Consider the following 26,398-nt stretch of genomic DNA (forward strand, 5'->3'; position numbering starts at 1 on the left):
TAATCGTATTTTATATCACTATCCTGTCCTCTTCTGAAGGACAGCAATAACCATTGTTGAATTATAATGAGCACCGGCCCTTAAGTCAATATACAGACTGTCTGTATAGAAAAAAACAAACAGGCAGAAAATCAGATAGAAAAAATCTATTCGCTGCCGAGGCCCGCTGGACTGTATTAATTTGTAAAAAGGAATAGACGGTGCCAGGGCATTGTGATAGAATAAACAAGGTTATTTTCCCGGCATACGGCCGGGATTTTTGATGAATATGTGTAGATATATGCCAGATATATGATGGATATAATGGAGGGGTTTTGAAAATGGAACATAAAAGAAGCCAATGGGCCAGCAACATAGGTTTTATACTGGCCGCTGCGGGAAGTGCTGTAGGACTGGGAAATATATGGAAATTTCCGGGAAAGGTGGCTGCCGGAGGCGGCGGGGCGTTTTTAATCTGCTATGCGCTGATTGTCCTGTTCGTAGGATTCCCGGTCATGCTGGCAGAGCTTTCCATCGGGCGCAGCACCCAGAAAAATGTGGTGGGCGCCTTCCGCCGGCTGAACCCGCGCTGGAGCTTTGCCGGGGGCATCGGGGTCCTGACCTTGTTTGTAATCATGTCCTACTACAGTGTAGTGGGAGGATGGGTGATGAAATACATTGCGGTGTACCTTACCGGGGCGGATTTCAGTGCCTTTGGAAACGACAGCAGCAGATTTTCCGCTTATTTTGCAGATTTTATATCACGGCCTGCAGAACCGCTTCTCTGGGGCGCCGCCTTCCTCCTTCTGTGTATCTATGTGGTTGTGCGGGGTGTATCAGAAGGAATTGAACGGGTCAGTAAATTTTTAATGCCCGGCCTGTTCGTGCTCTTAACCGGAATTGTGGTCTATGCCATAACCCTGGACGGAGCCGCCGAAGGCCTTAAATATATGCTGGCAGTGGACCCCGCGAAATTCAACGGAGGAACCGTGGTAGCCGCCCTGGGCCAGGCCTTTTTCTCCCTCAGTGTGGGAATGGGCATCATGGTGACCTACGGCTCCTACGTGCCAAGGACAGAGAATCTGGCCAAAAGCGCCGGCTGTATCTGTATCTTGGACAGCCTTGTGGCCCTCCTGTCCGGACTTGCCATCGTGCCTGTGGTTTATATTACGGCTGGTCCCGAAGCCATGGGCATGGGAGGCGGGTTTGCTTTCATGGCTCTTCCTGAGGTGTTCAGCCGGCTGCCTGGCGGCGTGTTCTTTGGTTTTGCCTTCTTCCTCCTGCTGTTCGTGGCAGCCCTGACCAGCGCCATCAGCATCCTTGAGAGCTGCATCGCATGGCTTACGGAAGAATTCGGTTTTGCCAGGTTAAAAGCAACCCTGCTCCTTGTGATTCCCATGTCATTCTTAAGCGCAGGTTATTCGCTGTCCCAGGGAGCCATGGACATAAAGCTGCCGTGGTTTGATTTTACCAACGGCGTCCAATATCTCCCCATGAACGCTGTCATGGAAAATTTCACTGACAATCTGATGATTCCCCTGGGAGCCCTGTGCTTCTGTCTGTTCGTGGGATGGGTTTGGGGAACCGACAACGCCTCAAAGGAAATTGAAGCCTCAGGCCACAGCATGGCCTGGAAACGCCTGTGGGCCTTTCTGGTAAAGTTCCTGGCTCCGGCGGTTATTATTGTCATATTATATTTTACAGTTGGCCGCGGACAGGGTCTGTCCTGATAAATCCATTCTATAAATCATGAAACTAAGGTTCCGGTATCCGTCTTTCCGGAACCTGTATTTTTTGCATTCCCGCTTTCCTCTGTCCAAATTCCTGTGTTGTTTTCTGCCCGGATTTCCGTCTTGTTTTCTTCACGACTCTTTTCTGCCTTATCTTCCCTTACCGGATCATCCGCTTCCCGGTTCTCCTCCAGCGCATCCATGCTGTCTCCAAGGCTCTTTGCCTGACTGTCCCCAAGGGCCGAAGCCCGGTCTCCCAGCGCCGCAATTTCCATTTCCTTCCGCTTTAATGCGCTCGTCTCATTGTCAACCATGTCCGCCACATTGGCAGCGCCGCCCATGCCTTTGCTGACCAGGGCATCCACATGCACACCGCCCTGGCTGACCTCAGCTTCCTTCACATGCATCTCACCCTCAACCCGGTCCTTTACGGCGGATATCTTCTCAGCATTCCTGATACCATCCGATACATTGGCCAGACTGCTTAAACGCTCCACCTCGCGCTGTTCCTCCGTCTTATGAGGGTCAGTCCTGTCCGTCTTTTTCTTGTCATCCGGTTCCGCACATGCCTTGGCCTGCTGGGCATACAGTCCTGCTATCTGTTTATCCAGGTCGGCCAGCTGCTTTCCGTAGTTTTTAAGCTGGTCCTTGATGTCATCCACCTTACCGCCGTTTTTTAAGGTGTTCTCCACCAGTTCATTCTTTCTGTCAATGATGGTCTGCTTCTGCTTTGTCAGATTCTCTATCATGCTCATCAGCTTTCCCTGGGGCGAGAAATCGGCCCGGTCACTGCGCCCGGTTCCGGCAGATTTTCCGGTTCTGCTATTATTCTTTGCAAAGGAGGCGTTTACCCTTGCCGCATTGATAATGGTGTTTTTAGGCTGGATTGCGTTAAAATTTATCCTCATTGTTTACCTCCCACTGGTGTTATAGGGTTTTTGGGGTTTCTTATTTCTATTTATGTTATCGTACGGCTGCGGTTAAAGTTTATAGTCAGACGTTAATATCTTCCGCCACTCATCAGATCATGAAATACTGATAACATTCGTTGGAATCCATTACCGCTTTCCATGTATCATAAACTTTTCATAAATGCAGCATATCCTAAACATTTATGACTTTTATATATTTGGAAAAATTACCGGATTTTAAGTTGCATGCAAAAAGGGAATCCGTCAACCAGCACTGTGCTGACGAACTCCCTTCTACTACTGCTTAGCATCCTATACCCTGTCCATGCTCACCTTCACAACCACTTTCCTCACCTTTCCAGGGTGTTCCACCATACATCCCGGACGGTGGATATCATTTGGAAAAAAAATGTTATAGCAGCCTTTGGTTGCTATGAGAAAGCTCTCGTCTCCCACATCGTCATAGAAGTAAATATCTCCTTCTTCCTTCCCATCTGTAATGGTCAAATCTCCTATATCCGGAGCAAATCCCAACATTTCTCTTCCCTTTGCAACAAACTGTACATCTGCATACTTCTTATGTATTTCTGGTCTTTTATCTGCGGAAGCACAGGTTGTTATATCCATTACCATCGCATATATATCCTTTCCGTCAATGGCATATGTGCCTGGTTCCATCTGTGTAAAATCCCTGCTCATAAGATATTCCAGGGCTTTCTGGATTCCCTCCGGATATTTTCCCAGGTCCTCATTGGTATAAATAGATGAAGATATCATATAGTCACCCTCCCTATACAGTCTCAAAATGCTTTTTTAACGGAATATAGACATCCTTCCTCAGGCCGGCTAAGAGCATCTTGAAATTCGTTACATCGTTTCTCAGCGTCATTACCCTGACTCCATTTTCCGCCATCTCAATTGCCCGCTCCAGATTGGGAGGCGCGATGGGACCCATCAGCGGAATGCCTTTTTCTTTGGCCTTTTTAAACAAACGTTCAAACCGACTCTTCACCTGTGGGTTGTCAAAGTTATATGTCTCTTTAATACCCAAGCCAAGCGCCAGATCCGATGGCCCTAGCTGCACTCCCCCCAGTCCCTCCACATCCAGTATCTCATCCATATTATCAAAGAATTCAGGGTCCTCTGCCAGTGGTATTATCAATGTCTCCCGGTTGCATTTTTCAACATACTCTCCAAAATTAAAGTCAGGATAGCAACCATAGCCTGCGCTTCTGCAATCCGTGGCTGAGCCTCTCACACCATAAGGAGGGAACCTGACAGCCTGTACCATTTTTCTGGCATCTTCAGCTGTACGGCAATGCGGAACCACTACTGCGTCTGCCCCGAACTCAGCAGTTGTGCGAATCAGTACCTCGTCATTATACTTGACACGGACGCATGTCCCCATTCCGCTCTCATTGGCAGCAATGATCAATGCCTGCAGTTCCCTGTCAATGGTCACAGGTGTATGCTCCATATCAATAAAGACAAAATCAAATCCTGAGTATCCTATCATCTGGACCACGATAGGGCTTCCTGTAAATATCCCCATTCCCACTGCCAGCTTACCTTCATCCAATATTTGTTTCATCTTATTTTCTCTCATAATGTTTCTCCTTTTTATTTTTACTTAAATTCGATTTAACCGTTTTTAATAGTTCAGAAATATCTTAGGAAGAACCAAAACAACATCCGGTATGTATGTAATGACAAGCAGAAAAGCTATCATGACTGCAATCATAGGAAGTATCTCCTTTATGATATCCTTTAATGGCGTTTCAGAAATGGCTGATGTTACAAACAACAGAGGACCATAAGGAGGCGTCACCATTCCTATCATCATATTAATTACGAACATGACCCCGAAGTGGACCGGATCGATACCAAATCCCTGAACCAGCGGGTATATCATGGGAATAAATACCAGTGTAATGGTGTTATTGTCGAATATCATACCCAGTATCAGGAACATAATATTGCATATCAGCAGGAATACATATCTGTTATCTGTGATTCCCATAATAAAACCGCCTAACAGTGTAGGTATGCGCTCCAGTGTGGATATATAAACAATCACGGACGCACAGCCCACGGTTATGGAAACCGTGCCTACAGTCCTCGCTGTTTCCAGCAGTATTTTTTTTAAAGACTCCCAGTTTAACATCCTGTACACCAGTACAGACACTATCAGCGCATAAGCCCCTGCCACCGCACCTGCCTCAGTGGGTGTCACCGCGCCTCCATAGATTCCTCCTAAAAGGATGACCGGCGTCAGCAGTGCAGGTATTGCCTTAAATGTGTATGTCAAAAAAAGAGGTATTGTATACTTAGTACCATAAGGATACTTTCTCCTATAGGATACCACCAGACAGTACGCTCCCAAAAATAACGCAAGCATAACCCCCGGCAGCATACCTCCCATAAACAGTGCTCCTACGGAAGCGCCTGTAAGGGACGAGTACAGCAGCATGGTCATACTGGGAGGAAAGATGGGTCCAATTGTAGCGGATGCTGCTGTTATGGCACAGCTGAAACCATCGTCGTACCCCTGGCGCTTCATCTCTGCTATTTCCATGATACCAACGCCGGAAGCATCCGCCATGGCTGAGCCTGTCATTCCTGAAAAGATAAGAGATACCAGAACATTAACCTGAGCCATGCCGCCCCGCATCCTTCCCACGATACCATCTGAAAAGCGGAAAATCATATCAGATATCTTACCTGTATTCATTACATTTGCCGTAAATACAAACAACGGAATGGCTATGATGACATAATTATTCCAATATGCCTCACATATGCAGTTAGGTATCACCCCCATATTCCCTCCTGTAGCCAGCATATATATGACGCCTACAGAAAGCATACCTAACGCAATGGGCATACCTGTAAGGAATATCATGGCAAAAGCCGCTAAAAACACAACAATTCCTATATTCATACTATCTTTCCCCCTCTCTACCCTGATTGCCCCCGCTTCTGCCGGAACCACCCTCTTATATCCCTGTACACATCCGCGAAGGAATAACACATCACACCAAAAACAAGGATTATGATTGGAAAGAAGTAAAATTTAACCGGAATTTTTAAGGATGGACTAACGGTTCTGTATTTTACAATATATTGAACTGTGGGCTTCATCAAAATTCCATATGTGACGCCCATGAGCAAATTGCGAAAAATCCTTAACCACCTCTGACCGTCTTGCGGCAGTAAATCATATATCATAGTGAAATTTACATGTTTATTCAGCCTGCGCACATAACATGCTCCTAACAGAACAGTCCATATGTAAGTCGCTACCTGTACCTCCGTCCCCCACGCCGGGGGACGGTTCAGTATATACCTGGAGAAAACAGAATACACAAATGCCAGGAAAAGAGCTGAAAATGTAATAACCGGAATAAAAACTTCCACAAAATCCCTTATTCTTAGAAATAACCATTTAATCTTCGCTCTCATTGCATGCCTCCTCTCATCCTGGCGGCCTATTTGATTATCTCGTTAAAAATATCCATGTTCCAGTTTTTCTCGTTGTCCGGATTGGAAAGATAGTATTTGAATGCGTACTCCTTAAATGCATCCTTATCTGGTTCCTGCAGATTAATCCCATACTTTTCTACACATTCATCCAATATTTTCGCTTCCTCAGCCATCACATCCTGGTTATTCTGTTCAACAGCCTCCCTTATAACCTGCGTCAACAGTTCCTGCTGCTCTGGAGTCATATTCTCCCATTTATCACCATTAACACACACCAGATTGGCTGTTATCATATGGTCTGTCATGACAATGCTCTTTGACACCTCCTGCATAGCATTTGCATACGAAGACAGAATGATATTCTCCTGGGCATCCACAGTACCTGTCTGCATGGCAAGATATGTCTCGCTGCTGTCAAGGGGCGTGGGCTCCGCGCCGATTGCCGTCCCCATGTCAAGGAATGACGCTGAGTTTGGCATACGGATTTTTACTCCTTTTAAATCCTCAGGGGTCTGTACTGTAAGTGAGCCGTCTGAAAGCCATACATCACGTCTTCCCAGGTAAAACGGGGCGATTACTTTAACGTGAAATTCATCCCAAATCTGATCCTGCACCCATTTTCCAACCTCCCCCTGCGTGTCCAATACCTGCATCATATCGTCCACGTCATCATATAGGAACGCAATATCAAACATATTTGCCCACAGCGCTCCATTGTCATAGAAATATCCCAGCTGGATGAATCCTATATCAATATTTCCATCCAGGAGAGCCCCCAACTCTGCACTGGACTTAAAAAGGGTGGCGCTGTCATAATGTTCAAACTGAAAGTTTCCCCCGCCCTTTTGTTCTGATACCTCGGATATCCTGGACTGCAGAAGCTGGGTCGATGCTCCGGGCAGCTGGGAAGTGGATGTAATCAGCTTGACCGCATCTTTGCCAGCCGTATCCCCGGCAGAAGTGTCTGTTGTCTGTGTCCCGGATGTCTGGTTTTCGTCCACCTGGGCTGCAGATGTCTGGCTCCCCGCTGCCGACTCCTTTTTCCCGGAACTGCATGCCGCCAGAGAGACTGTTATGAGTGCTGCTATTGCCAGAACAGATAACCTATTTTTATTTATCATATAGTAACCCTTCCCCTCTTAATTTTTTAAGAATTAGCTTTTATTATCTCAATATGTTCTCTTGCCCGTTTCTCGATCTCTTTATAATCTTTCTTCTCAATCAGGTCATTGGTCAGAAAGGCCCTTGTCCCAAATGCCTTTATCCCTGCCTTAAGGAATTGCGGAATCGTATCAAGACTTACATTGCAGGTAGCCTGCATGGGGATATGCCCCAATGGTCCCATAAGGTACTTCACATGGTTTATATCGTCTACTATATACAGCTTCACTATATCTGCTCCGCAGTCCCTGGCGTGAACAATCTCTGTGGGAGTCATGGCACCAGGTATGGATACCATATCTAATTCCTTTGTGCGCTTGATAACCGCATCGTTTGAGTTTGGCGATACGATGTAACCAGCTCCCAGACGGCAGGCCAGTTCCACCTGGTCCACAGTCAGGACAGTTCCCGCGCCCATACACACCCGGTCACCTACAGCAGCCTTTACGGCCATCATCTGTTCCTCAAAATATGCCTCAGGATCATCCTTGCAGTGATTGTAGGTAATTTCGATAAACTTAACTCCCCCATCAGCCAGGGCTCTGGCCACATCTGCGGCATCTTCCGTGGGAACCCCCCGGAAAATTACGATTAACTTTTCCTTTTCAATTCCTGCAAGTACTTCATTTCCACCCATGTCAAATTCCTCCTGTTATATTTTTTATTGTCAAAAACGTACAATAACGGCATGATTTATTATGCACTTTTTTTATTCTCCCCTCCTATACGGAGAGGGGGTTTTCTTTTATTTTGACATATTGTATATTTTTGATATTTATAGTATACTTTAACATAAGCATAATTACTAATTCTTTTTTCCGGATTCTATTATCGAGAAAAACGATAATTTTCAGAGAGGTGTTGTAAATGAATACACGGCAATTAGAATATATTCTTGCCATCGCGGAAGAAAAAAATATTCTCCGGGCTTCGGAGAAACTTTTTATATCCCAATCTACACTGAGCCAGACACTGATTAATTTAGAAAAAGAGCTGGGCACGCCGCTCTTTATTCGTAATCAGAGAGAGCTTGCCATAACCGAGGCAGGCCAGTATTACATTGAGGCGGCCAGAGATATTATGCATATAAAAGAACAGGCATATGATAGGATACGCAGTATCTCTGTTACGGGTAAAGAACGTTACCGCGTGGGGATATCTTCCCAGGAAGGAATGGAACGTTTTTTGACTGCCTCCGGTCTTTTTCAGAAAAAATACCCTGGTGTGGAACTATATGCCACAGATGAAAGTACCAAAAATCTTCTGAAAAAATTAAACATGGGGCAGCTTGCTTTAATTATTACCTCCCTGGATTCCCTGCAAAAAATCACCCTTCCTTATAAAGTACTCAACCGTGAAGAAATCCTTCTATTGGTTCCCAGGACTCTTCCATACAAAATATGGGGCGAAAACCGCCGTCTTAAGTGGGAGCTGCTTAAAAACGAACATTTTATTCTATCCAAGCAAAACTCAACCATGCGCAGTATTACGGACCATATATTCAAACAGCTGGGGGTTAACCCTGATATTGTATGTGAACTGGACAATACCTCAGCCACCATACATATGGTAGCTGAGGGTACCGGTCTTGCCTTTTTGCCCAGTGGTCTTAAAGTTGAGAATGAACAGATCCGTTATGTATCCCTGACACCTAAAGTCTATCGGTATCAGGTAGTTATCTACCAGGAGGAAATGTCCCAGAACCCCAAGATGACTGATTTTATTGATCTGCTCTGAATTGATCTGTTTCGTCACTTTTTTCTAAAACACGCTCTCGCATTTTCAACAAATTCCGCGTTATTAATTTAACTTTTATTGACTATTTTGCCCATATTTGTTAGGTTAGTCTTTATGGATACACATTATTTCAGAAAACGGACATAAGGAGAATAAAGCATGGAAATCACCAGCCAACTGACCGCCGAGGAAAAGAGGGCTATCATCCGGGACAACGGAGGGGACAAGGAACACCTTCTGGCTATCCTCTATGAGCTGCAAAACGCCTCAGGCTACAACTACATTGATGAGGAAACTGCTGCATTGGTGGCAGAGGAAGTGGGAATGAATCCCACACGGGTATATGACATCATAACATTTTATGCCATGTTAAAGACAGAACCAAAGGCCAGGTACGTGCTGAAGGTATGCAACAGCACTCCATGCCATTTCTCCCGTTCTGAGGAAATCGCACAGATTCTGAAGGAGGAGCTGGGTGTGGGCATAGGCGAAACCACAGAGGACGGCGTCTTTGCCTACCACTATATCCCCTGTGTGGGAGCCTGCGACATAGGGCCTGTCATCAAGGTTAAGGACACGGTATACGGGAATCTGGACCGCCGGAAAATACGTCAGCTTCTGGCTGACTTAAGGTCCGGTAAACGCAATCAATAATTGGGGGAGAACACTTACATGGAAATACAAGAATCTGTTTTATTAAGACGCGTGGGCAGAATGGACCCTGTATCTGTCCCTGAGTTTGAAGCTCTGGGAGGATTTTCAGGCATACGCAAGGCTCTGTCCATGGAAAAAGAAGAAATCCTGGAAGAAATCAGCCGCTCCAACCTAAAGGGCAGGGGCGGCGCCGGTTATCCTGCCGGGCGGAAATGGAAAAGCTTATACAGGATCGAAGGGGATACAAAGTATATTGTATGCAATGCGGACGAAGGAGAGCCCGGCACCTTTAAGGACCGGGTGCTGCTGGAAGAAACGCCCCTGAGCGTCATAGAAGGCATGCTCATTGCGGGATATGTATTCGGCTCTAAACAGGGTTATATCTACATACGCGGAGAGTACCGCAGGATACAGAAAATTTTTGAGACAGCCCTTGAAAATGCAGAGGATGCGGGATACCTGGGAAAAGATATCCTGGGAGTTCCGGGCTTTGATTACAGCATCACCGTGGTTTCCGGAGGAGGAGCCTATGTATGCGGCGAGAATTCCGCCATGCTCAACTCCATTGAAGGGAAAACAGGGCGTCCCAGAATCAAACCGCCTCATCTGGCCGAAGTAGGTCTGTACGGCAAACCCACCCTGGTCAACAATGTGGAAACGCTGTGCTGCGTGCCCATCATCCTTGAGGAGGGCAGCCAGAAGTTCCTTTCTTACGGCACAACTGAAAGCGGCGGCACCAAACTGGTATCCATAAGCGGTCATGTCAAAAACAGAGGCGTGTTTGAGGTGGGCCTTGGCATTTCCCTGCGCCAGCTGATAATGGATGAGAAATACGGCGGGGGCACGTCTACAGGCAGAAAACCCGGATTTTTCCACATGGGCGGCCAGTCCGGCCCCATCGGCTTTCCCGAACAGCTGGATACACCCTATACATATGAGACCCTGGCTCCTAAGGGGCTGGCAGTGGGTTCCGGCGCCATTGTGGTCCTGGACGACAGTGTCTGTATCGTGGAATATATACAGAAGGTCTTTGAATTCTTTGTCCATGAGTCCTGCGGAAAATGCACTCCCTGCCGTCTGGGCACGACCCGTATTCTGGAACTCCTCACGGATTTCGTGGAAGGCAGGGCTAAGGACGGGGATGTGGAGCGCCTGGAATACATGGCCCGGCAGGTGTCCCAGCTTTCGGCCTGCGGCCTGGGCCAGTCTGTGAATGTTGCCCTGATGTCTGCCCTCCGCCACCGCAGAGGCGACTTTGAAGCACATATAAACGGAGGCGCCTGTCCTGCGGGAGCCTGCGCATGTCATGAAAACGGGAGGAATAAAGCATGTCTCACCATATAGATCCGGATACCAGGATACATATTGAAATTGACCATATACCATGCGAGGTGGCGCCGGAGACCACCATACTTTCAGCTGCCGCCGGGCTGGGAATCCAGATACCCACCTTGTGCTATATGAAAGAACTGGCTCCTGACGGCTCCTGCCGCATGTGCGTGGTGGAAGTAGACGGCGGGCGGAAAAAAGGGCTTGTCACTGCCTGTTCCGAGCACTGCACCGAAGGCATGGTCATTTCCACCCGCTCAGAAAAGGTGATGGAAGCCAGGCGCTTTGTCCTGGACCTCCTTATGAGCAACCACCGGGAGCACTGCTTCTCCTGCCCTCAGAACGGCTCCTGCAAGCTTCAGGATTACTGTATGGAGTACGGCGTGGAGTATACCAGCTATGACAGTGGAAAGCGGGTAAACGCCCCAAAGGATACGTCCAATCCATTCTTTGAATACAATCCGGAGCTCTGCATCATGTGCCGGCGCTGCGTACGGATATGCGAAGAGCTGCAGTGCAGAAACGTAATCAGCCTGAAGGACCGCAGCTTTGATACCATCATCACCACTGCCTACGGCAGGCCCTGGTCTGAGACCACCTGTGAATCCTGCGGAAACTGCGTTTCCCACTGTCCCACAGGAGCCCTGTCAGCCAAGGACCACAAAAAGTACCGCAGCTGGGAGGTCAGGAAGGTCAGGACCACATGCCCCCACTGCGCCACCGGCTGCCAGATGGATCTGCTGGTCAGGGACAACCGCATCGTGGGCGCAGAACCGGCTGACGGGCCGTCCAACCACAATCTGCTGTGTGTAAAGGGCAAATTCGGTTCCTACAAATTCGTGGGTTCCGGCGACCGTCTGACCCATCCCCTCATACGAAGGAACGGGCAGCTTGAACAGGCATCCTGGGATGAAGCCCTGGATTACATGGCAGAACAGTTCAGGGAAATCCAGAAAAAGTACGGCAATGACGCTATCGCCGGTTTCTCCTGTTCAAGAGCACCCAACGAGGACAATTTCGTGTTCCAGAAAATGATGCGCGCTGCCTTTCGCACCAACAACGTGGATAACTGCGCCCGTATCTGCCACTCTGCCTCTGTGACCGGTCTTGCCATGACCCTTGGTTCCGGCGCCATGACCAATCCCATTGCGGATATTACAGGGGATGTGGATGTGATTCTCCTTGTAGGCTCCAATCCAACCGAAGCCCATCCCGTAGCAGGCACTCAGATACGCCGCGCAGTCAGGCGGGGCACCAAACTGATTGTGGTGGATCCCAGGAAAATTGACCTGACAAATGACGCGGCCCTGCACCTGCAGATAAAGCCGGGCACTAATGTGGCCTTTGCCAACGGTATGATGCACATTATATTAAAGGAAGGCCTGGCTGATATGGATTTCATATCCTCCCGGACAGAAGGCTTTGAAATCCTGGAACAGATTTTAGAGGATTATCCCCCTGAGAAGGTGGCCCAAATCTGCCACATCCGTCAGGAGGACCTGATACAGGCTGCCCGGATGTACGCAGGCGCCCGCAAGGCGCCCATCATATACTGTCTGGGCGTAACAGAGCATTCCACCGGCACAGAAGGCGTCATGAGCCTTTCCAACCTGGCCATGATGACCGGTAAACTGGGCAGGCCAGGCTGCGGCATCAACCCGCTGCGGGGCCAGAACAATGTACAGGGCGCCTGCGATATGGGATGCCTGCCAACAGATTTCCCCGGCTACCAGAAGGTGGCCAACCCGGACGTCATCCACAAATTCCAGACAGCGTGGAGCGTGGAATTAAATACCAGGCCCGGCCTTACCTCCACCGAGGTTTTCCCGGCAGCCATAAAGGGCAGCATAAAGGGACTGTATATCTTTGGCGAGGACCCAATCGTGACTGACCCGGACACGGGACATATTGAAAAAGCATTAAAGAGCCTGGATTTCCTGGTGGTGCAGGAACTTTTCATGACAGAGACAGCTGCCTACGCTGACGTGGTTCTTCCGGGCGTCAGCTATGCTGAAAAGGAAGGCACCTTCACCAACACGGAGCGCCGTCTCCAGCGGGTCCGCAAGGCTGTTGAACCAGCGGGGCTGGCAAGGGATGACATACAGATATTCTGCGACGTTATGGGCAGGATGGGATATCCCTGCCATTATGACAGCGCAGCCCAGGTCATGGATGAGATAGCCTGCGTAACCCCGTCCTACGGCGGAATCAGCCACGCCAGGCTGGATGCGGGTGAGAGCCTGCAGTGGCCCTGTCCCTCCAAAGATCATCCGGGTACGCCCATTCTCCATGCGGGCAGATTCTCCAGAGGGCTTGGATATTTCTATCCCGCTGTTTACAAGGAATCCAGGGAGCTTCCGGATGAGGAGTACCCAATCCTGCTGACCACAGGGCGCATGCTCTACCACTATAACACCCGTGCCATGACAAAACGGACCGAGGGCCTGAATGAAATCTGCAGCGAATCCTATATCGAGGTCAACGAGGAGGATGCTAAGGTCCTTGGCATCAGCCATGGAGACAAAGTACTTGTGTCCTCCAGACGCGGCCGGATTACCAGCACCGCGCGGGTGGGACAGAAAGTCAGCCCGCAGGAGGCCTTCATGACCTTCCACTTCGCGGACGGCAATGTGAACCGGATTACCAACGCTGCGCTGGACGACCTGGCGAGAATCCCAGAATATAAAGCCTGCGCAATCCGAATCCAAAAAGCGTGATGGAAAGGAATATAAAACATGATGGAATTCACGAAACAGTATCCTGTCATACGGTATGAAGACGGCAGGGAAACGCCTTCCATGGACGAAGTGCTGGCGGAATGTTCCCTAAACGTCCATATCAACGGCCGCTGCACCGAAGTCCTTCACTGTATTCCGGAATATCTGGAGGAGATGCTCTTAGGCAGGCTTTATACCTCAGGCGTCATCTCCTCCCCTGAGGATATAATGGATTTAAGCATCCGTCCGTCTCTTAACCGGGCGGATCTGAAAATCCGGGAAACAGACCGCACCATGGTCCGCCTCCCGGATTTACACATCTGTCCTGATCACATACTCTCTCTGTCACAGCACCTTCTGGATGCCTCGGAGCTGTTTCGCAAAACCGGCAATGTCCACAGCGTAATGCTGTGCCGTGACTGTGCGGTCCTTTACATGACAGAGGACCTGGACCGAAGCCGGGCCTTTGAAAAAACAGTGGGCCGCGCCTTAAAGGACCGTGTGGATTTTGCAGGCACCAGTGTATATACCACAGGCCGGATTCCGCGCCCCATTGCAGAAAAGGCCATATGGGCAGGCATACCTGTCATTGTATCCCGCTCCGCACCCACAGACCTTACCCTGGAGCTGGCTGCTGAATACAATCTGACTGTCATCGGATTTGCCCGCAGAAACAGAATGAATATCTACCGTACATCCCGGGATGGTTCAGCCACCCCTTCTTAACCGTCCCCTGTCATGCCAGATATGTAATCACAGGAATGGTGAGCACGGACAGGATGGAGGTCAAAGCAATGCTTTTGGCCGATATCCTTCCATCCGTGGCGCCATATTCCTTCTCAACCAGCATAACCACGCTGCCCACCGGCATTGCAATCAAAAGAATAAAAATTCCATAAGAAACCTTGTCAACAGGCAGCATTCTCATAAACGGTATGCAGACTGCCGGTATGACCAAAAGGCTGATAAAGGCAAAGAGAAGCTGCTTTTTGTCTGTTACCAGGGACTTTAAGTCCGACTGGGCCACCATGATGCCCACAGTCATCATGGATAAGGGCACTGCCGCGTTTCCCATGCTGTCCACAAAATCAGCTGCCGGCTCCGGCACCCTTATGTGAAAGGCAAATATAAAAATTGCCGTGATACAGGCGCCCATTCCGATATTGAGCATCTTCTTCCAGGGAAGCCCGGCCCGTTTTGCCGCTTCTTTTCCAGCGTCTTCGCAATCATCCCTTGTCCCCATAGCCAAAAGTATGCCGTAAGAATAAACCAGAAGATTATAACCAACAATATAAAATGCCACGAATATTACAGCCTCCTCACCGTACAGGCTGCGCACCAGCGGGATTCCCATAAACCCCAGGTTGGGAAATATCATCATGAGACGGTAGCTGTTTACCTCCCCCGGCAGAAGCCTCATCATCTTTGTGAACAGACGGCTCAGGACAATGAGCACCAGAAAAAACACGGCCACCAGAACCAGGTTCTCTGCTACCATGCGGGGACTGTATGTGATTTTCTTATTCAGTACTCCGGATATGATGAGACATGGGTTAAAGATATTAATGATAACCGAGGACAGGCTCTTAGAGCCGGCCTGTGAGACTATATGCGCCTTAAAGGCAATAAAACCTGCCAACATCATAAAAAACAAAACCAGCATCTGCCCGGCAATGATTCCTGCGTTCATTTCTATTACCTGCTTTTTATCTTGATTGTTCCATTGTAGCTGATTCCATTCTTATTTTCAATCATTACTCCATAAATTAGGTTGAGCCGGTAAGAAAGGCCCTCTGCCAATCCCACCGGCTTATTATGTATGGTATCTATATTAAAAGCTCTGACTGCTTGTTTATGTCTTATAGTATACCGGCTATTTGTGTCTTAAGTTTGACTGATTGGTAAATTGTTTCTAAAGAGGCTTAAGAAAATATAACAGAATCTTTTGAATTTCTTGTGTTGACATATAATACTATATGCTGTATAGTATAACTATATTATATATTGTATAATATGATGCAACTAATAATATTGTTTTTAGAACAGAGGGGTGCTTATGATATTTAACACTGGCTCCGCGCTTTTAGACGCTATTGTGCTGGCAGTTGTCTCTAAGGATGCGGAAGGGACTTATGGATATAAAATCACCCAGGATGTCCGGCAGGCCATTGATATTTCGGAGTCCACCTTATATCCGGTGCTGAGACGCCTCCAGAAGGAGGACTGCCTGGAAGTGTATGATATGGCCATTGACGGCAGGAACCGCAGATATTACAGGCTGACGGAAAAAGGCAGGGTACAGCTGAATTTGTACCGGGGGGAATGGGTAACTTATTCACAGAAGATATCCCAGATATTTAAGGAGGCGAAGCTATGACCAGGGATGAGTTTATGAAGGAGCTTGCATATCTTCTGCAGGACATCCAGGATGAAGACAAGGACGATGCGGTCCAATACTATACAGATTACTTTGAAGAGGCCGGTCCTGATAAGGAAGCAGAGGTCATCCAGGAATTAGGAAGCCCTGAACGGATTGCCGCCATCATCCGTGCTGACATAGCCGGACATCTGGAGAGCGGCGGAGAATTCACAGAACAGGGATATCAGGATGAGCGGTTCCGTGATCCCGGCTATGCCATGGCAAAGCGTCTGGACCTGCCGGAAGAGCAGGAGAGCGGCGGCCAGGGAAGCGGCAGCCGGGGACAGGGCTATAACCGGGAACAGAACTTTGACCGGGAACAGAGCTTTGACCAGAAACGCGGTTTTAACCATGGCCCGGAGCAGACTTATACAGAGGAGAACAATGGAACTTCCAATCCCCCTCCGCCCAGGACCAGCAAGGTGATAAAGCTCATATTATGGGCTGTGCTCATCATTGTGGCCTTTCCCGTGTTCCTTGGTGTTGGCGGCGGTCTGCTGGGTCTGGCCGCGGGAGTCCTGGGCATTCTGACAGCTGTCCTGGTGACACTTGGGGCCACCACCTTTGCAGTGCTCCTGGGCGGTATCGTTATGCTTCCCTACGGTGTGTTCCACATGTCTTCCCATCCACTGGATGGACTCATGGCCTCCGGCACAGGATTGATACTGCTGGGCGCCGGTGCCCTGTGCCTGGCTCTATCCGTACTGTTTTACGGGAGGTTCATCCCTTTCATTATACGAAGTATCGTAAATGGGCTTAGCCGCCTGCTTCACCGAGGGAGGTAATAAAATGAAGAGATTCGTAAAAATATGCGCCATCACCGGACTGATACTCCTTCTTCTTGGCCTGGGCATCACTGCCGTTTCAGCCGCCATGGGAGGACGGTATACAAACAGCCTGCCGTCCCGCCTGGCCTCCAGGGTATGGCACAACCACATGCCATGGCTGGTCCGCTGGGGCGATGACCGGGCGGATGACTGGGATGACCGGGATGCCTGGGATAACTGGGATGACTGGAATAACCCGGATGACCCGGATGATACAGACCGCTCCCGCGGCTCCTCACAGATAAAGACGGTATCCGATCCCTCCTATGCACAGGCCAGAAAACTGGATGTGGATATAGACAAAGGGGTAATCCGCGTTTTAGAAAAAGAGGGTATTTCCCAAATCCAGGTCAATGTACAGGATACCTATAACCGCACACAATGCTACATGGATGAATTCACACTGAAGGTTAAGAGGGAATCAGGACGCAGCCGGAGCAATGAGGCTCCTCGAATCGAGATTCTGATTCCGGCCGGATACGGGCTTGACAAATTGTCCCTGGATCTGGGCGCCGCGGAGTGCACGGTCCTTGGTGTCACTGTCTCCAAACTGGAGATTGACACAGGAGTTGGCGCCATTACATTTTCAGGCACTGTCAACGGGGATGTGGAAATCGAGACAGGGGTGGGAGATGTGACCCTTAACCTGACCGGTTCCCAAGACGGGTACAATTACCAGGTGGAGTGCGGCGTGGGAAGCATTGATGTGGGCGCTGAACACTACAGCATGCTCTCACACGAAACTCACATCAACAACAAGGCTCCCTACACCATGGAACTGGAATGCGGCGTGGGAAACATTGCTGTAAACTTTGACCAAATCTTATAGATTCCTACAGAAAAGGAGATAGAACTATGGATAAGAAATTATACCGTTCAAACATAAATAAAATGCTCTGTGGCGTATGCGGAGGCATTGGAGAGTACTTTAACATTGACCCCACCATCATCCGCCTTATTTGGGCCATCTTTGCCTGCTCCGGCCCCGGAATCATAGCTTATTTTGTGGCCGCCATCATCATTCCCCTGGCTCCAAACTAAGGCTGGCTAATTATCCGCCTTTTCCGGGATCTGCAGCCATACGGAGGCATAAAACATACCGGCTTTTTGTTCAAATAATGTATCTCCTCCATACCTGTCCGCAATTTCCCGGATGGAGGATACGCCGATTCCCACCCCTTTCCGCTTGGAGGAAAGGGGTGTTTTTCCGTCAGCGTCAAACGGCACTGTCCCGGAACAGGTGTTATCTGTCAGAAATACCAGGCTGCTGTTTTTCCTGAATATCCGCAGCCGGATGGAGCATTTACCATTCTTCTCACGCAGACAGGCCTCCACCGCATTTTCCAGCAGGTTGCCCAGTATCACCGTCACCTCCGTATCCGGGACAGGACATTGCTCCGGGTAGTCCGCCTGGGCTTCAAAACGGATTTTATGCCTGCGGGCCTGGGAGGCATAGTAGCAGATTAACGCATTGATTACCTGGTTGCGGCAGTATATTTCTATGATATCAGGAGGCAGCTCTGTCTTATAAATCTCAATATACTCGGACAGACCCGCCCTGTCATTCCTCTCTATGTAGGACTGAACCACGGCCAGATGCTGGCGCAGGTCATGGCGCGCCTTTTTCATTTCCTCCATATGGGCTGATACGGTTTCATACTGCTTTTTCTGGGCCAGAAGGCTCCGGTCCGCATACTTTAATTCCTCCTCCAGCTGTGTCTTTCTGCGGGATATTTCTAACACCTTCAAAAAAACATAGGACACATAACAGGTTCCAAGCAGCATCAGATACCTGGAAATCAGGAACTGCCAGGAAGCATAGGCATACACATCCTGCACCGTGCAGTACAGCATGCCGAACAAAGTGGAAAACAGCGGAATCTTCCACATGTACTGCCACATCTTCCTGTCCTCCATCTTCAGGGCTTCCCTCACGGTATGTCCCAGAAAATGGAGTATAAAGGGATAGGTGATAAGCAGAATCGCCACCCTTGCCGTATTATAGATGAGATACGGATGTCTGTCTGAAAAGTCCCAGAAAAACCGGCTTTCAATGAAATTGGCATTGCCAAACACAAAAAAGGACCAGGACATTAAAAGCAGGTATGTGAACATAAGCTTCTGGAACTGCTCTCTGATTAATAAAAATGAACACATCAGATTAAACAGCATAAAACCATACCGCATCAGGGTAGTCCAGCGGGCAGCTGCCTCATAGCCTTCCTGATTGATAAGATAGAAGGCTGCGCTGTTCACGCACGATACCGCTGTCAGCAGCACCACCACATACCTGTACCGGATTTTTAATTTATCCCTGTGAATCCAATACCTGGGAAGGCCGAAGGGTATAAAATCCAGAAATGGAAACAGTAATATCATGGCAGTATCTATCATAACAAATCCTCCCCCCTTGCCCGCCGGAACATGTACTGTGAAAACCGGCTCTTGATTTCCTTATGGTCCCGCTTGCGAAACGGAACACGTTCACCGGTATCCATAAGGAATTCCAGCTCCTCCATGCGCCTCACGCGGTCCATGTTAATGATGAGTCCCCTGTAACAGGGCAGGAATTGGGGATAGGCGGATAATACCGCCTCCAGAAACGCAACGGTCACACGGTATCTCAGGACTCCCCGCATATCCGTATGGATCTGCACATAATGGCCGTCCCGGTCACACCAGAGGATTTCCTTTAACAATATCCTGTCATCACCCAGGGCAATGAAACGGGCGTTCATTATCTTCTCCAAACGGGCCAGTCTCATGGTTTCCCCGAACGCCTCATATGTAAAGGGTTTTATGAGATAACCACAGGCCCTGACCCCATAGCTGTCCACTGCATGGTCGCAGCTGGTGGTAACAAAAATAAGGGCAGCCTCCTCATCCACCCTCCGTATCTCCCTGGCAGTGTCCATGCCAGACATCCCCTCCATATACTGATCAATAAAAATTACATCATATACCTGAGGCCGGAAGGCGTCAAGGAACCTGGTCCCGCTTTCAAACTCATCCAGTTCCGGCTCCTCCCCCTGGTAATTTTCACGCATATAGCGCAGAAGATATTCCTTTATCTCCTGTCTGCACACCGCTAAATCGTCTATAATGGCAACTTGCATAAAATCCTCCCCCCGTACCGGCAAGAAATGCTTTCCTGATTTCATTTTACAAAAAACAAATCCGTATGGCAAATGCAAAATCGGGCCAAAACCTGCAAAATGAAGCCACCCCATTGAAAATATGGCAGAAAAACGTTATGTTTGAATTAAATCTAAGAACCCATATACGAAAGGGGGAGCACGGCATGGAAATCATCATATGTGACGACAACCTGTCAGAACGATCCTTAATGATAGATTACATTCTTAAATGGGCCTCGGAAAAACACCTTGAAATACAGATTAATACCTGTAAAGACTGGATGGAACTGGCCGCTGCCCTGGAAGGAAGGGAATGGGACATAGTCATCGTTTCCCTGGACGGCGTGAGAGGCCTGGATACCGCATCCAGTGCGCAGCCGCTCTCCAGAAGGCTTATCTGGATTTCCGACCTGGATTTCGGAGTACAGGCCTACAGAATGTGTGTGAGCTACTTCTTCATGAAGCCGGTCAGCTGTCAGAAAATGCAGCGGGCTCTGGAGTGTGCTCTGAAAGGGCAGGGCACAACGTGATATCTGGAGGGATGTAAAATGAAACAGAGACAGCATACAGACATTTACAAAAAGACGCGCAAACAGCTGGAGCAGGAAAATTGTGCCCTGCAGACCCTGGCGGAACTGGATGGACTGACCGGACTGTATAACCGCATCACCATGGAACGCAGGGTGGACGACCATCTGTGCCGGAAGCAGCCGGGAACCATGATTGTTCTGGACCTGGACCATTTCAAACAGGTAAATGACCGTTACGGCCATATTGCCGGGGATATGCTGCTGTGCACCATTGCCAATGTGCTGAAAAAAATGTTCAGCGGCCGCAATCTGGTGGGGCGTGTGGGAGGAGATGAGTTCGTAATTTTCATTCCCTCTGTTCTGGACGACCCAATGACAGCCGGAGAATGCCTGCGGATTCAGGAGCGGTTCCGCGAAGTGCGGCTGGGTGATTCCATCCTAATTAAGCTGTCCATCACCATAGATAGTGCAGACAGCCGGACCTGCACCAAATACCGGGATATGTTTGACTGTGCGGATCAGAAAATCATGGCAAAAAAGCGCCTTCGCAATCTAAAGGATGACACCGGCCTCATATCCCCGTCCAGGGAACCGGCCGGCATACAGCCCGATATGAGTCTGATCGCCATGGAAATGGAGGAAAAGGAAACCCAGCCAGGAGCCTACTGCCAGGATTATGAAACCTTTAAACAAATCTACCGCCTGGAAGAACGGCGCCTCAGAAGGGATAAGAAAAGAGCTTTCATCATATTGTTTACACTGACAGATAGAAATAACGGTTTTCTCCCCCTGGACAAAAGGGATGCTGAGATGGATATTCTGGGGGAGAAAATAAAACAGAGCCTGCGTATGGGAGATGTGTACACCAGATACAGCAGCTGCCAGTACCTGGTAATGGTGCTGGATGTGTCCATAGAAAATGTGGGAGTCATCGCGGACCGCATCTGCAGCGCCTACTACCAGATGCATCAGGAAACAGCTGACAACCTGATTCTGCACCACAGTTACCCTTTAAAGCCGGCACGGGGACGGCCCAGGGCCTCCCGTCCCCAGTGAAGCCTTAACCTGTCAAATACCCACTGGAACAGCAGCGGCAGCACAATGGCCCATATAAGATAAACCACCCTGAACTGAGGCAGAGCTTTGGGAAAATAGCAATACCAGAGGTCTGCCTTATACTGTTCAAAACTGAATCCAGGAAAGAGAGCAGTGTACTTTGCCAGTGCAGCGAACAGGGTTTTAAGAACCATGAGAGCCATGATATGATGCATCATCACCGCATATGTATGGCTGCCAAAATACCTGATATACCTGCCCTCCCCAAATGCTCCGGCCAGGATGCGGGATACCCTGAGCCAGAACGCGATTCCCAGTGCAGCCGTGACATAGGGCATCAGGATTCCTGTAAAACCGTTGCAGAAGGCCACGGAGTAGATGAGGGGGCGGCCGGACATGGCCAGAAGCAGCCAGGCAGCCAGGATAATGCCAAAGTACAGCCCATGGTCTGCCCTGTCCCCTGCCTCCAGTTTTTCCTTATACAGGGTGCCTGCGCCGTAGCAGGGCAGCAGGAACATCATACGCACCAGCGTAAGCCATCCGCCCTGATACCGGCCGGAAAATGCCAGAAGGATGCCCCATACCCCTATGGACAGGTACAAAAAAAACACTGCATATTCAGAATCCACCCGCTTTAAAAGGCGGCGTAAAAGTACATTGGCCATTTCCACCAGAAACAGGGCCGGCACAAACCAGGCAGCCAGATTATATTCAAACTGATGTCCTGTGATAAATGGTTCCACAAACAGATTCCATAAGCTCAAATCTCCCCCGAAGGCAAAGCCGGCTCTGTGAAGCCCCTGGACAATCATGCCATAAATCAGATTGTACACCATATACGGCCCCAGCAGACGGATTATTTTTTTCTTCGTATAGGCACCCAGCCGGTGCTCGCTTCCCTTTTTGTAAAAATACCCGGAGATAAAGGCAAACAGGGGCATGTGAAAGGAGTAGTAGGGCACCAGTCCCCCGATGTCCAGATAACTGTTATTGAGATGCCCGTCCACCACAAAAAACATACCCAGGGCCGACAGGATGCAGAACTGCATATTGAACCCCGCATAGGGCTGCCCCTTCGGCATCTTTGCAGCCCGGTTCCCGCCGGGACGGGCCGTATCAAATCGTCCTTCTGCCATGTCCGGCCTCCGTCTTATACATTTTCCTGAAATTCGATGGCGTCATTCCCATGACCGACTTAAACACCCTGTTAAAATGAGTGATGTTGGAGAATCCTGTGTCCCGGCTGATTTCCGTGATATTTTTATTGGTTTCCATAAACATCCTCTGGGCATTCATGACCCGTGTAACATTCACATACTGGATAATGGTGCTGTTGGTATACCGCTTGAACTCCCTGCACAGGTAGTAGGGACTCACATAGGACATCTGGGCCAGCTGGTCTATGGATATGTCCTCCTGGTAATTCTGGTGGATATAGCTGATTATATCTGTTATCCGGTTGCGCTTTTCCGGCTTCACCGGTGTCTGAATGTTTCTGGCAATGGTCAGTAAGGCCATGTTTAACAGGGTATGGATATAGTCCTCATGATAAGCCTGAGGGTCGTCCTGTTCCTTAAGCAGGTCATCCAGCATGCGGTGCACCACCTGCTTTTCCCGCTGGTCCGGCTTATATACCCCGGTTCCCTTTTCCAGCACCTTTAACAGCTGCACGGAGTCCACTTCCTCCTTAGAAAAATACACCAGAAGCCGCTTAAACGGCACATTCTCCTGGCCGTAGGAATGGTGCATCACATAGGGGGAAAATATAAGGAATTCTCCCGGATGGATGCAGTAAAGACGGTCCTGGATAATGTGAAACCGTTCTCCTTCCTCCAGATAATATAATTCAAAATAATCATGATAATGGGACTTTGACATATTGTCATTGACTCCCTGTATGCGTTCGCCGGCAATGCTCCTTCCCTGAGCCATCATAATTCCAGCCTGGTCTATCAATCCGTTTTCTCCCTTCTTTGGTACATATATCCAATTCCCATGTTTTTATATACGTAAAACACACGGAAACACCATAGCGCTTCCAAATTAATACAGCAAGATATGTTTAATTTCCACCATAATACTGCAAATATTGTCTAGTTTAGGCGGCCTTAATTCTATATGATAATAACATAAAACCGGTTGAAATAAAACAAGGAGGCAACAATTTATGAAGGTTTGTACGAATGCTTACACGGTCGCCAAAAAGGACAGTTACTTTTCAGTGATGACCAACAGTGTGGAAATCCGCATTCTTTTTCTGACAGATTCCATCCTGCGTATCAGGGCCGGATTTGACGGCGATTTCGCGGAGGAATCCTACAGCCTTGTGATGACAGCATGGGAAGACCGGATGGATGATTTCCTGAAGGGCCGCAGAACACGGGTGGAAGCGGCAGACGCAGTCCTGTCGGACGGGGACAGGGAGGCAGTAATTGAGGGACGTATTCTGAAGGTAGTGGTGGAGAAGGATCCGTTTCGCATCTGCGTGTATGACAAAGAGGGAACCCTGCTTCACGCCGACATCGTGGATTTGGCCTATATGGAGGACAGCAACCACCGCCGGATTCACACCAGTGAGATTTCACCGGAAGACTGTTTCTACGGTTTTGGAGAGAAGAGCGGCAGCTTCAACAAAGCCCAGAAATTCATGAGCATGAGCCCCAAAGACGCCATGGGATACAACCCCAGGGAAACCGATTCACTTTACAAACATATCCCCTTTTACATAAAATTAAACCGCGGAACCAGGAAGGCTGTGGGATATTTCTACCACAACACCTGTGAGTGCGATTTTGATATGGGCCGCGAAAAGAGCAACTACTGGAAGCCCCACAGCCGTTACCGGACAGACGGCGGCGACATTGACCTCTTCCTCATTGCAGGCCCCTCCGTGCGTCAGGTCGTGGAGCGCTATACGGATCTCACCGGCAAATCAGCCATGCTTCCCCGGTATGCGCTTGGATACCTGGGATCCTCCATGTACTATCCGGAGCTGGATAATGACTGCGATGACGCTATCCTGGATTTCATCGACACCACCAGGGAAGAGAAGATACCGGTTGACGGTTTCCAGCTTTCCTCCGGCTACTGCACCGTGGAAACGGACAAAGGCATCAAGCGCTGCGTCTTTACCTGGAATAAAAAGCGCTTCAAGGACCCCAGGGAATTCTTTGCTCAGATGGAAAAGAGAGGAGTAACCGTGTCCCCTAACGTCAAGCCGGGCATCCTCCTGATTCATCCTAAGCTGGATGAGATGAAAGCCAAAGGCATGTTTATAAAGGCCAGCGGCAGCGATGAACCCGGTATCGGAACATGGTGGGGCGGCAAGGGTGTGTTCGCAGACTTTACCAACCCCTGCACCCGGACTTACTGGAAGGAAATGCTTAAGGAAAATGTCCTGGAATACGGCACCAGCTCTGTGTGGAACGACAACTGTGAATATGACAGCCTGGTGGATAAGGACTGCCGGTGTGATTTTGAGGGCAAGGGCGGTACCATCGGCCAGCTGAAGTCCGTCATGTCCAATATCATGTGCCATATCACGGATGAGGCTATTCACGAAACCTTCACCAACACCCGCCCTTATATCGTGTGCCGTTCCGGCCACTGCGGCATCCAGCGCTATGCCCAGACCTGGGCAGGAGACAACCTGACCTGCTGGGACTCCTTAAAATACAACATTGCAACCATCCTGGGCATGAGCCTTTCCGGCGTAGCCAACCAGGGCTGCGACATTGGCGGCTTCTACGGACCGTCGCCGGAAGCAGAGCTTATGGTGCGCTGGATTCAAAACGGTATATTCCAGCCCCGTTTCTCCATCCACTCCACCAACACCGACAACACGGTGACAGAACCCTGGATGTACGGCGACTGTACGGATTACATCCGGGAGGCTATCGGACTGCGCTACCAGTTAAGTCCCTACCTCTACTCACTGATGGAGCGGGCCCATGAAACAGGACTTCCCATCATGGAGCCCATGTGCAGTGCATTCCAGGAAGATGTGAAGTGCTACGAGGAGGGCGTGGACTTTATGCTGGGTGATTCCCTGCTGGTGGCCAATGTGGTGGAAAAGGGCGCCGTCTCCAGAAAGGTATACCTGCCTGAAGGCGAAACCTTCTACGATTTCTATACAAGGGCCGCCTATGAGGGTGGACGCACCGTGGAGCTCCCTGTGGACCTGGGATCCATACCTCTGTTTGTGAGAAGCGGAGCCATTATTCCCATGGCGGAAGACAGGCTTGATAACCTAAAGACCCAGCAGGCAGAACACATACGAATCCTGTGCGCGGCCGACAGGGACGGCCGGTTTGAACTCTATGAGGACGACGGCATTTCCATGGACTATGAAAAGGGAGGCTGCCTGAAGACCTCCATAACCATGACAGCCGGAGAACGCACTGTTTTGGATTTCCATCAGGAAGGCCATTATGAGACAGCCGTAAAGACGCTGTATCTGGATATGATACACCGTGAGAAAGCACCTTACTGGGTTAAGGCAGACGGCGAGACCATTCCTCATTTCCTCCACAGGAGAAAATTTGAGGATGCGGACTGCGGATGGTATTACAGCCAGAGGCTTAAGTCCGTTCAGATTAAATACCCTAATCCTAAGAAGGATTATCAGGTGATCGTATCTTTTGAGCAGTTCGACCTGATTGGTATGTAAAGACAGGCATTCGCTTCCCCTCCCGCTTACAGAGGGGAAGCCGCTACATAGAAAGGGGA

The 26,398-nt window shown here is 49.2% G+C and carries 25 protein-coding genes; 13 read left to right on the top strand and 12 right to left on the bottom strand.

The window, feature by feature from the left end; all coding sequences use genetic code 11:
* The first annotated feature begins 320 nt into the window (after positions 1 to 320).
* On the top strand, positions 321 to 1,709 hold the full coding sequence (locus LI015_RS10500) for a sodium-dependent transporter (protein WP_227124919.1): 1,389 nt from the start codon (positions 321 to 323) through the stop codon (positions 1,707 to 1,709).
* A 17-nt stretch (positions 1,710 to 1,726) separates the two neighbouring features.
* Here the strand turns inward: LI015_RS10500 and LI015_RS10505 are convergent, their stop codons facing one another.
* From LI015_RS10505 to LI015_RS10535, 7 genes are all read right to left on the bottom strand, one after another.
* A complete protein-coding gene (locus tag LI015_RS10505) occupies positions 1,727 to 2,617 on the bottom strand; it encodes a hypothetical protein (RefSeq protein ID WP_002569072.1) in 891 nt (296 codons plus the stop codon).
* Between the two features lie 315 nt (positions 2,618 to 2,932).
* Positions 2,933 to 3,397 (bottom strand): YhcH/YjgK/YiaL family protein, encoded by a 465-nt coding sequence (locus tag LI015_RS10510; protein ID WP_002569073.1) that lies wholly within the window; start codon positions 3,395 to 3,397, stop codon positions 2,933 to 2,935.
* A gap of 13 nt (positions 3,398 to 3,410) precedes the next feature.
* Positions 3,411 to 4,226: an HpcH/HpaI aldolase family protein gene (locus tag LI015_RS10515; RefSeq protein WP_002569074.1), complete on the bottom strand. Its 816-nt coding sequence runs from the start codon at positions 4,224 to 4,226 to the stop codon at positions 3,411 to 3,413.
* A gap of 45 nt (positions 4,227 to 4,271) precedes the next feature.
* Positions 4,272 to 5,561 carry a TRAP transporter large permease gene (locus LI015_RS10520; RefSeq protein ID WP_002569075.1) on the bottom strand — a complete coding sequence of 430 codons (1,290 nt, stop codon included), beginning with the start codon at positions 5,559 to 5,561 and terminating at the stop codon, positions 4,272 to 4,274.
* Positions 5,562 to 5,578: 17 nt separating this feature from the next.
* Positions 5,579 to 6,082 (bottom strand): TRAP transporter small permease, encoded by a 504-nt coding sequence (locus tag LI015_RS10525; RefSeq protein WP_002573016.1) that lies wholly within the window; start codon positions 6,080 to 6,082, stop codon positions 5,579 to 5,581.
* 26 nt (positions 6,083 to 6,108) lie between these two features.
* Positions 6,109 to 7,224, bottom strand: a complete 1,116-nt coding sequence (gene dctP, locus LI015_RS10530; RefSeq protein ID WP_002573017.1) for a TRAP transporter substrate-binding protein DctP — start codon at positions 7,222 to 7,224, stop codon at positions 6,109 to 6,111.
* A 26-nt stretch (positions 7,225 to 7,250) separates the two neighbouring features.
* Positions 7,251 to 7,901 (bottom strand): bifunctional 4-hydroxy-2-oxoglutarate aldolase/2-dehydro-3-deoxy-phosphogluconate aldolase, encoded by a 651-nt coding sequence (locus LI015_RS10535; RefSeq protein ID WP_002569078.1) that lies wholly within the window; start codon positions 7,899 to 7,901, stop codon positions 7,251 to 7,253.
* 230 nt (positions 7,902 to 8,131) lie between these two features.
* On the opposite strand from LI015_RS10535, the gene LI015_RS10540 reads away from it, so the two are divergent.
* From LI015_RS10540 to LI015_RS10560, 5 genes are all read left to right on the top strand, one after another.
* Positions 8,132 to 9,001: a LysR family transcriptional regulator gene (locus LI015_RS10540; protein ID WP_002569079.1), complete on the top strand. Its 870-nt coding sequence runs from the start codon at positions 8,132 to 8,134 to the stop codon at positions 8,999 to 9,001.
* Between the two features lie 159 nt (positions 9,002 to 9,160).
* On the top strand, positions 9,161 to 9,655 hold the full coding sequence (locus LI015_RS10545; RefSeq protein WP_002569080.1) for an NADH-quinone oxidoreductase subunit NuoE family protein: 495 nt from the start codon (positions 9,161 to 9,163) through the stop codon (positions 9,653 to 9,655).
* Positions 9,656 to 9,673: 18 nt separating this feature from the next.
* On the top strand, positions 9,674 to 10,999 hold the full coding sequence (locus LI015_RS10550; RefSeq protein ID WP_002569081.1) for a complex I 51 kDa subunit family protein: 1,326 nt from the start codon (positions 9,674 to 9,676) through the stop codon (positions 10,997 to 10,999).
* Positions 10,984 to 13,701: a formate dehydrogenase subunit alpha gene (fdhF, locus tag LI015_RS10555; protein WP_002569082.1), complete on the top strand. Its 2,718-nt coding sequence runs from the start codon at positions 10,984 to 10,986 to the stop codon at positions 13,699 to 13,701. The genes LI015_RS10550 and fdhF overlap by 16 nt, the downstream gene beginning before the upstream one ends.
* Before the next feature lie 18 nt (positions 13,702 to 13,719).
* A complete protein-coding gene (locus LI015_RS10560; RefSeq protein ID WP_002569083.1) occupies positions 13,720 to 14,427 on the top strand; it encodes a formate dehydrogenase accessory sulfurtransferase FdhD in 708 nt (235 codons plus the stop codon).
* Between the two features lie 10 nt (positions 14,428 to 14,437).
* Here the strand turns inward: LI015_RS10560 and LI015_RS10565 are convergent, their stop codons facing one another.
* Positions 14,438 to 15,391, bottom strand: coding sequence for an AEC family transporter (locus tag LI015_RS10565; protein ID WP_002573020.1), 954 nt, complete (start codon positions 15,389 to 15,391; stop codon positions 14,438 to 14,440).
* Positions 15,392 to 15,757: 366 nt separating this feature from the next.
* On the opposite strand from LI015_RS10565, the gene LI015_RS10570 reads away from it, so the two are divergent.
* From LI015_RS10570 to LI015_RS10585, 4 genes are read left to right on the top strand one after another with little or no spacing between them, the layout of a single operon-like run.
* A complete protein-coding gene (locus LI015_RS10570) occupies positions 15,758 to 16,078 on the top strand; it encodes a PadR family transcriptional regulator (protein WP_002569085.1) in 321 nt (106 codons plus the stop codon).
* A complete protein-coding gene (locus LI015_RS10575) occupies positions 16,075 to 16,905 on the top strand; it encodes a DUF1700 domain-containing protein (RefSeq protein ID WP_227124921.1) in 831 nt (276 codons plus the stop codon). Before LI015_RS10570 ends, LI015_RS10575 begins: the two co-directional genes overlap by 4 nt.
* A 4-nt stretch (positions 16,906 to 16,909) precedes the next feature.
* Entirely contained in the window at positions 16,910 to 17,776 is an 867-nt protein-coding gene (locus LI015_RS10580; protein ID WP_195334300.1) for a hypothetical protein, read from the top strand.
* Between the two features lie 26 nt (positions 17,777 to 17,802).
* Positions 17,803 to 17,988, top strand: a complete 186-nt coding sequence (locus tag LI015_RS10585) for a PspC domain-containing protein (protein ID WP_002569088.1) — start codon at positions 17,803 to 17,805, stop codon at positions 17,986 to 17,988.
* A 6-nt stretch (positions 17,989 to 17,994) separates the two neighbouring features.
* Here the strand turns inward: LI015_RS10585 and LI015_RS10590 are convergent, their stop codons facing one another.
* Positions 17,995 to 19,341, bottom strand: a complete 1,347-nt coding sequence (locus LI015_RS10590) for a sensor histidine kinase (RefSeq protein ID WP_002569089.1) — start codon at positions 19,339 to 19,341, stop codon at positions 17,995 to 17,997.
* Positions 19,338 to 20,063, bottom strand: a complete 726-nt coding sequence (locus LI015_RS10595) for a LytR/AlgR family response regulator transcription factor (protein ID WP_227124923.1) — start codon at positions 20,061 to 20,063, stop codon at positions 19,338 to 19,340. The genes LI015_RS10590 and LI015_RS10595 overlap by 4 nt, the downstream gene beginning before the upstream one ends.
* A 185-nt stretch (positions 20,064 to 20,248) precedes the next feature.
* On the opposite strand from LI015_RS10595, the gene LI015_RS10600 reads away from it, so the two are divergent.
* Positions 20,249 to 20,614 (top strand): hypothetical protein, encoded by a 366-nt coding sequence (locus LI015_RS10600; protein ID WP_002569091.1) that lies wholly within the window; start codon positions 20,249 to 20,251, stop codon positions 20,612 to 20,614.
* A gap of 18 nt (positions 20,615 to 20,632) precedes the next feature.
* Entirely contained in the window at positions 20,633 to 21,670 is a 1,038-nt protein-coding gene (locus LI015_RS10605; protein ID WP_002573024.1) for a GGDEF domain-containing protein, read from the top strand.
* Here the strand turns inward: LI015_RS10605 and LI015_RS10610 are convergent.
* Together LI015_RS10610 and LI015_RS10615 are read right to left on the bottom strand one after the other, a co-directional pair.
* On the bottom strand, positions 21,619 to 22,806 hold the full coding sequence (locus tag LI015_RS10610; protein WP_227124938.1) for an acyltransferase family protein: 1,188 nt from the start codon (positions 22,804 to 22,806) through the stop codon (positions 21,619 to 21,621). The genes LI015_RS10605 and LI015_RS10610 overlap by 52 nt on opposite strands.
* Entirely contained in the window at positions 22,787 to 23,626 is an 840-nt protein-coding gene (locus LI015_RS10615; RefSeq protein WP_227124940.1) for a helix-turn-helix transcriptional regulator, read from the bottom strand. Before LI015_RS10615 ends, LI015_RS10610 begins: the two co-directional genes overlap by 20 nt.
* 211 nt (positions 23,627 to 23,837) lie before the next feature.
* On the opposite strand from LI015_RS10615, the gene LI015_RS10620 reads away from it, so the two are divergent.
* Positions 23,838 to 26,339 carry a glycoside hydrolase family 31 protein gene (locus LI015_RS10620; protein ID WP_118019000.1) on the top strand — a complete coding sequence of 834 codons (2,502 nt, stop codon included), beginning with the start codon at positions 23,838 to 23,840 and terminating at the stop codon, positions 26,337 to 26,339.
* Positions 26,340 to 26,398: the final 59 nt, after the last annotated feature.

Origin of the sequence: Enterocloster sp. 210928-DFI.2.20 (genome assembly GCF_020554465.1) — a bacterium.
Taxonomy (GTDB): Bacteria; Bacillota; Clostridia; order Lachnospirales; family Lachnospiraceae; genus Enterocloster; species Enterocloster bolteae.

Coding starts and splice junctions, on each gene's coding strand:
- LI015_RS10560 (WP_002569083.1), top strand. CDS start 13,720: ATGATGGAATTCACGAAACAGTATCCTGTCATACGGTATGAAGACGGC.
- LI015_RS10600 (WP_002569091.1), top strand. CDS start 20,249: ATGGAAATCATCATATGTGACGACAACCTGTCAGAACGATCCTTAATG.
- LI015_RS10520 (WP_002569075.1), bottom strand. CDS start 5,561: ATGAATATAGGAATTGTTGTGTTTTTAGCGGCTTTTGCCATGATATTC.
- LI015_RS10540 (WP_002569079.1), top strand. CDS start 8,132: ATGAATACACGGCAATTAGAATATATTCTTGCCATCGCGGAAGAAAAA.
- LI015_RS10535 (WP_002569078.1), bottom strand. CDS start 7,901: ATGGGTGGAAATGAAGTACTTGCAGGAATTGAAAAGGAAAAGTTAATC.
- LI015_RS10545 (WP_002569080.1), top strand. CDS start 9,161: ATGGAAATCACCAGCCAACTGACCGCCGAGGAAAAGAGGGCTATCATC.
- fdhF (WP_002569082.1), top strand. CDS start 10,984: ATGTCTCACCATATAGATCCGGATACCAGGATACATATTGAAATTGAC.
- LI015_RS10515 (WP_002569074.1), bottom strand. CDS start 4,226: ATGAGAGAAAATAAGATGAAACAAATATTGGATGAAGGTAAGCTGGCA.
- LI015_RS10525 (WP_002573016.1), bottom strand. CDS start 6,082: ATGAGAGCGAAGATTAAATGGTTATTTCTAAGAATAAGGGATTTTGTG.
- LI015_RS10550 (WP_002569081.1), top strand. CDS start 9,674: ATGGAAATACAAGAATCTGTTTTATTAAGACGCGTGGGCAGAATGGAC.
- LI015_RS10595 (WP_227124923.1), bottom strand. CDS start 20,063: ATGCAAGTTGCCATTATAGACGATTTAGCGGTGTGCAGACAGGAGATA.
- LI015_RS10505 (WP_002569072.1), bottom strand. CDS start 2,617: ATGAGGATAAATTTTAACGCAATCCAGCCTAAAAACACCATTATCAAT.
- LI015_RS10585 (WP_002569088.1), top strand. CDS start 17,803: ATGGATAAGAAATTATACCGTTCAAACATAAATAAAATGCTCTGTGGC.
- LI015_RS10605 (WP_002573024.1), top strand. CDS start 20,633: ATGAAACAGAGACAGCATACAGACATTTACAAAAAGACGCGCAAACAG.
- dctP (WP_002573017.1), bottom strand. CDS start 7,224: ATGATAAATAAAAATAGGTTATCTGTTCTGGCAATAGCAGCACTCATA.
- LI015_RS10620 (WP_118019000.1), top strand. CDS start 23,838: ATGAAGGTTTGTACGAATGCTTACACGGTCGCCAAAAAGGACAGTTAC.
- LI015_RS10610 (WP_227124938.1), bottom strand. CDS start 22,806: ATGGCAGAAGGACGATTTGATACGGCCCGTCCCGGCGGGAACCGGGCT.
- LI015_RS10570 (WP_002569085.1), top strand. CDS start 15,758: ATGATATTTAACACTGGCTCCGCGCTTTTAGACGCTATTGTGCTGGCA.
- LI015_RS10565 (WP_002573020.1), bottom strand. CDS start 15,391: ATGAACGCAGGAATCATTGCCGGGCAGATGCTGGTTTTGTTTTTTATG.
- LI015_RS10510 (WP_002569073.1), bottom strand. CDS start 3,397: ATGATATCTTCATCTATTTATACCAATGAGGACCTGGGAAAATATCCG.
- LI015_RS10500 (WP_227124919.1), top strand. CDS start 321: ATGGAACATAAAAGAAGCCAATGGGCCAGCAACATAGGTTTTATACTG.
- LI015_RS10575 (WP_227124921.1), top strand. CDS start 16,075: ATGACCAGGGATGAGTTTATGAAGGAGCTTGCATATCTTCTGCAGGAC.
- LI015_RS10580 (WP_195334300.1), top strand. CDS start 16,910: ATGAAGAGATTCGTAAAAATATGCGCCATCACCGGACTGATACTCCTT.
- LI015_RS10590 (WP_002569089.1), bottom strand. CDS start 19,341: ATGATAGATACTGCCATGATATTACTGTTTCCATTTCTGGATTTTATA.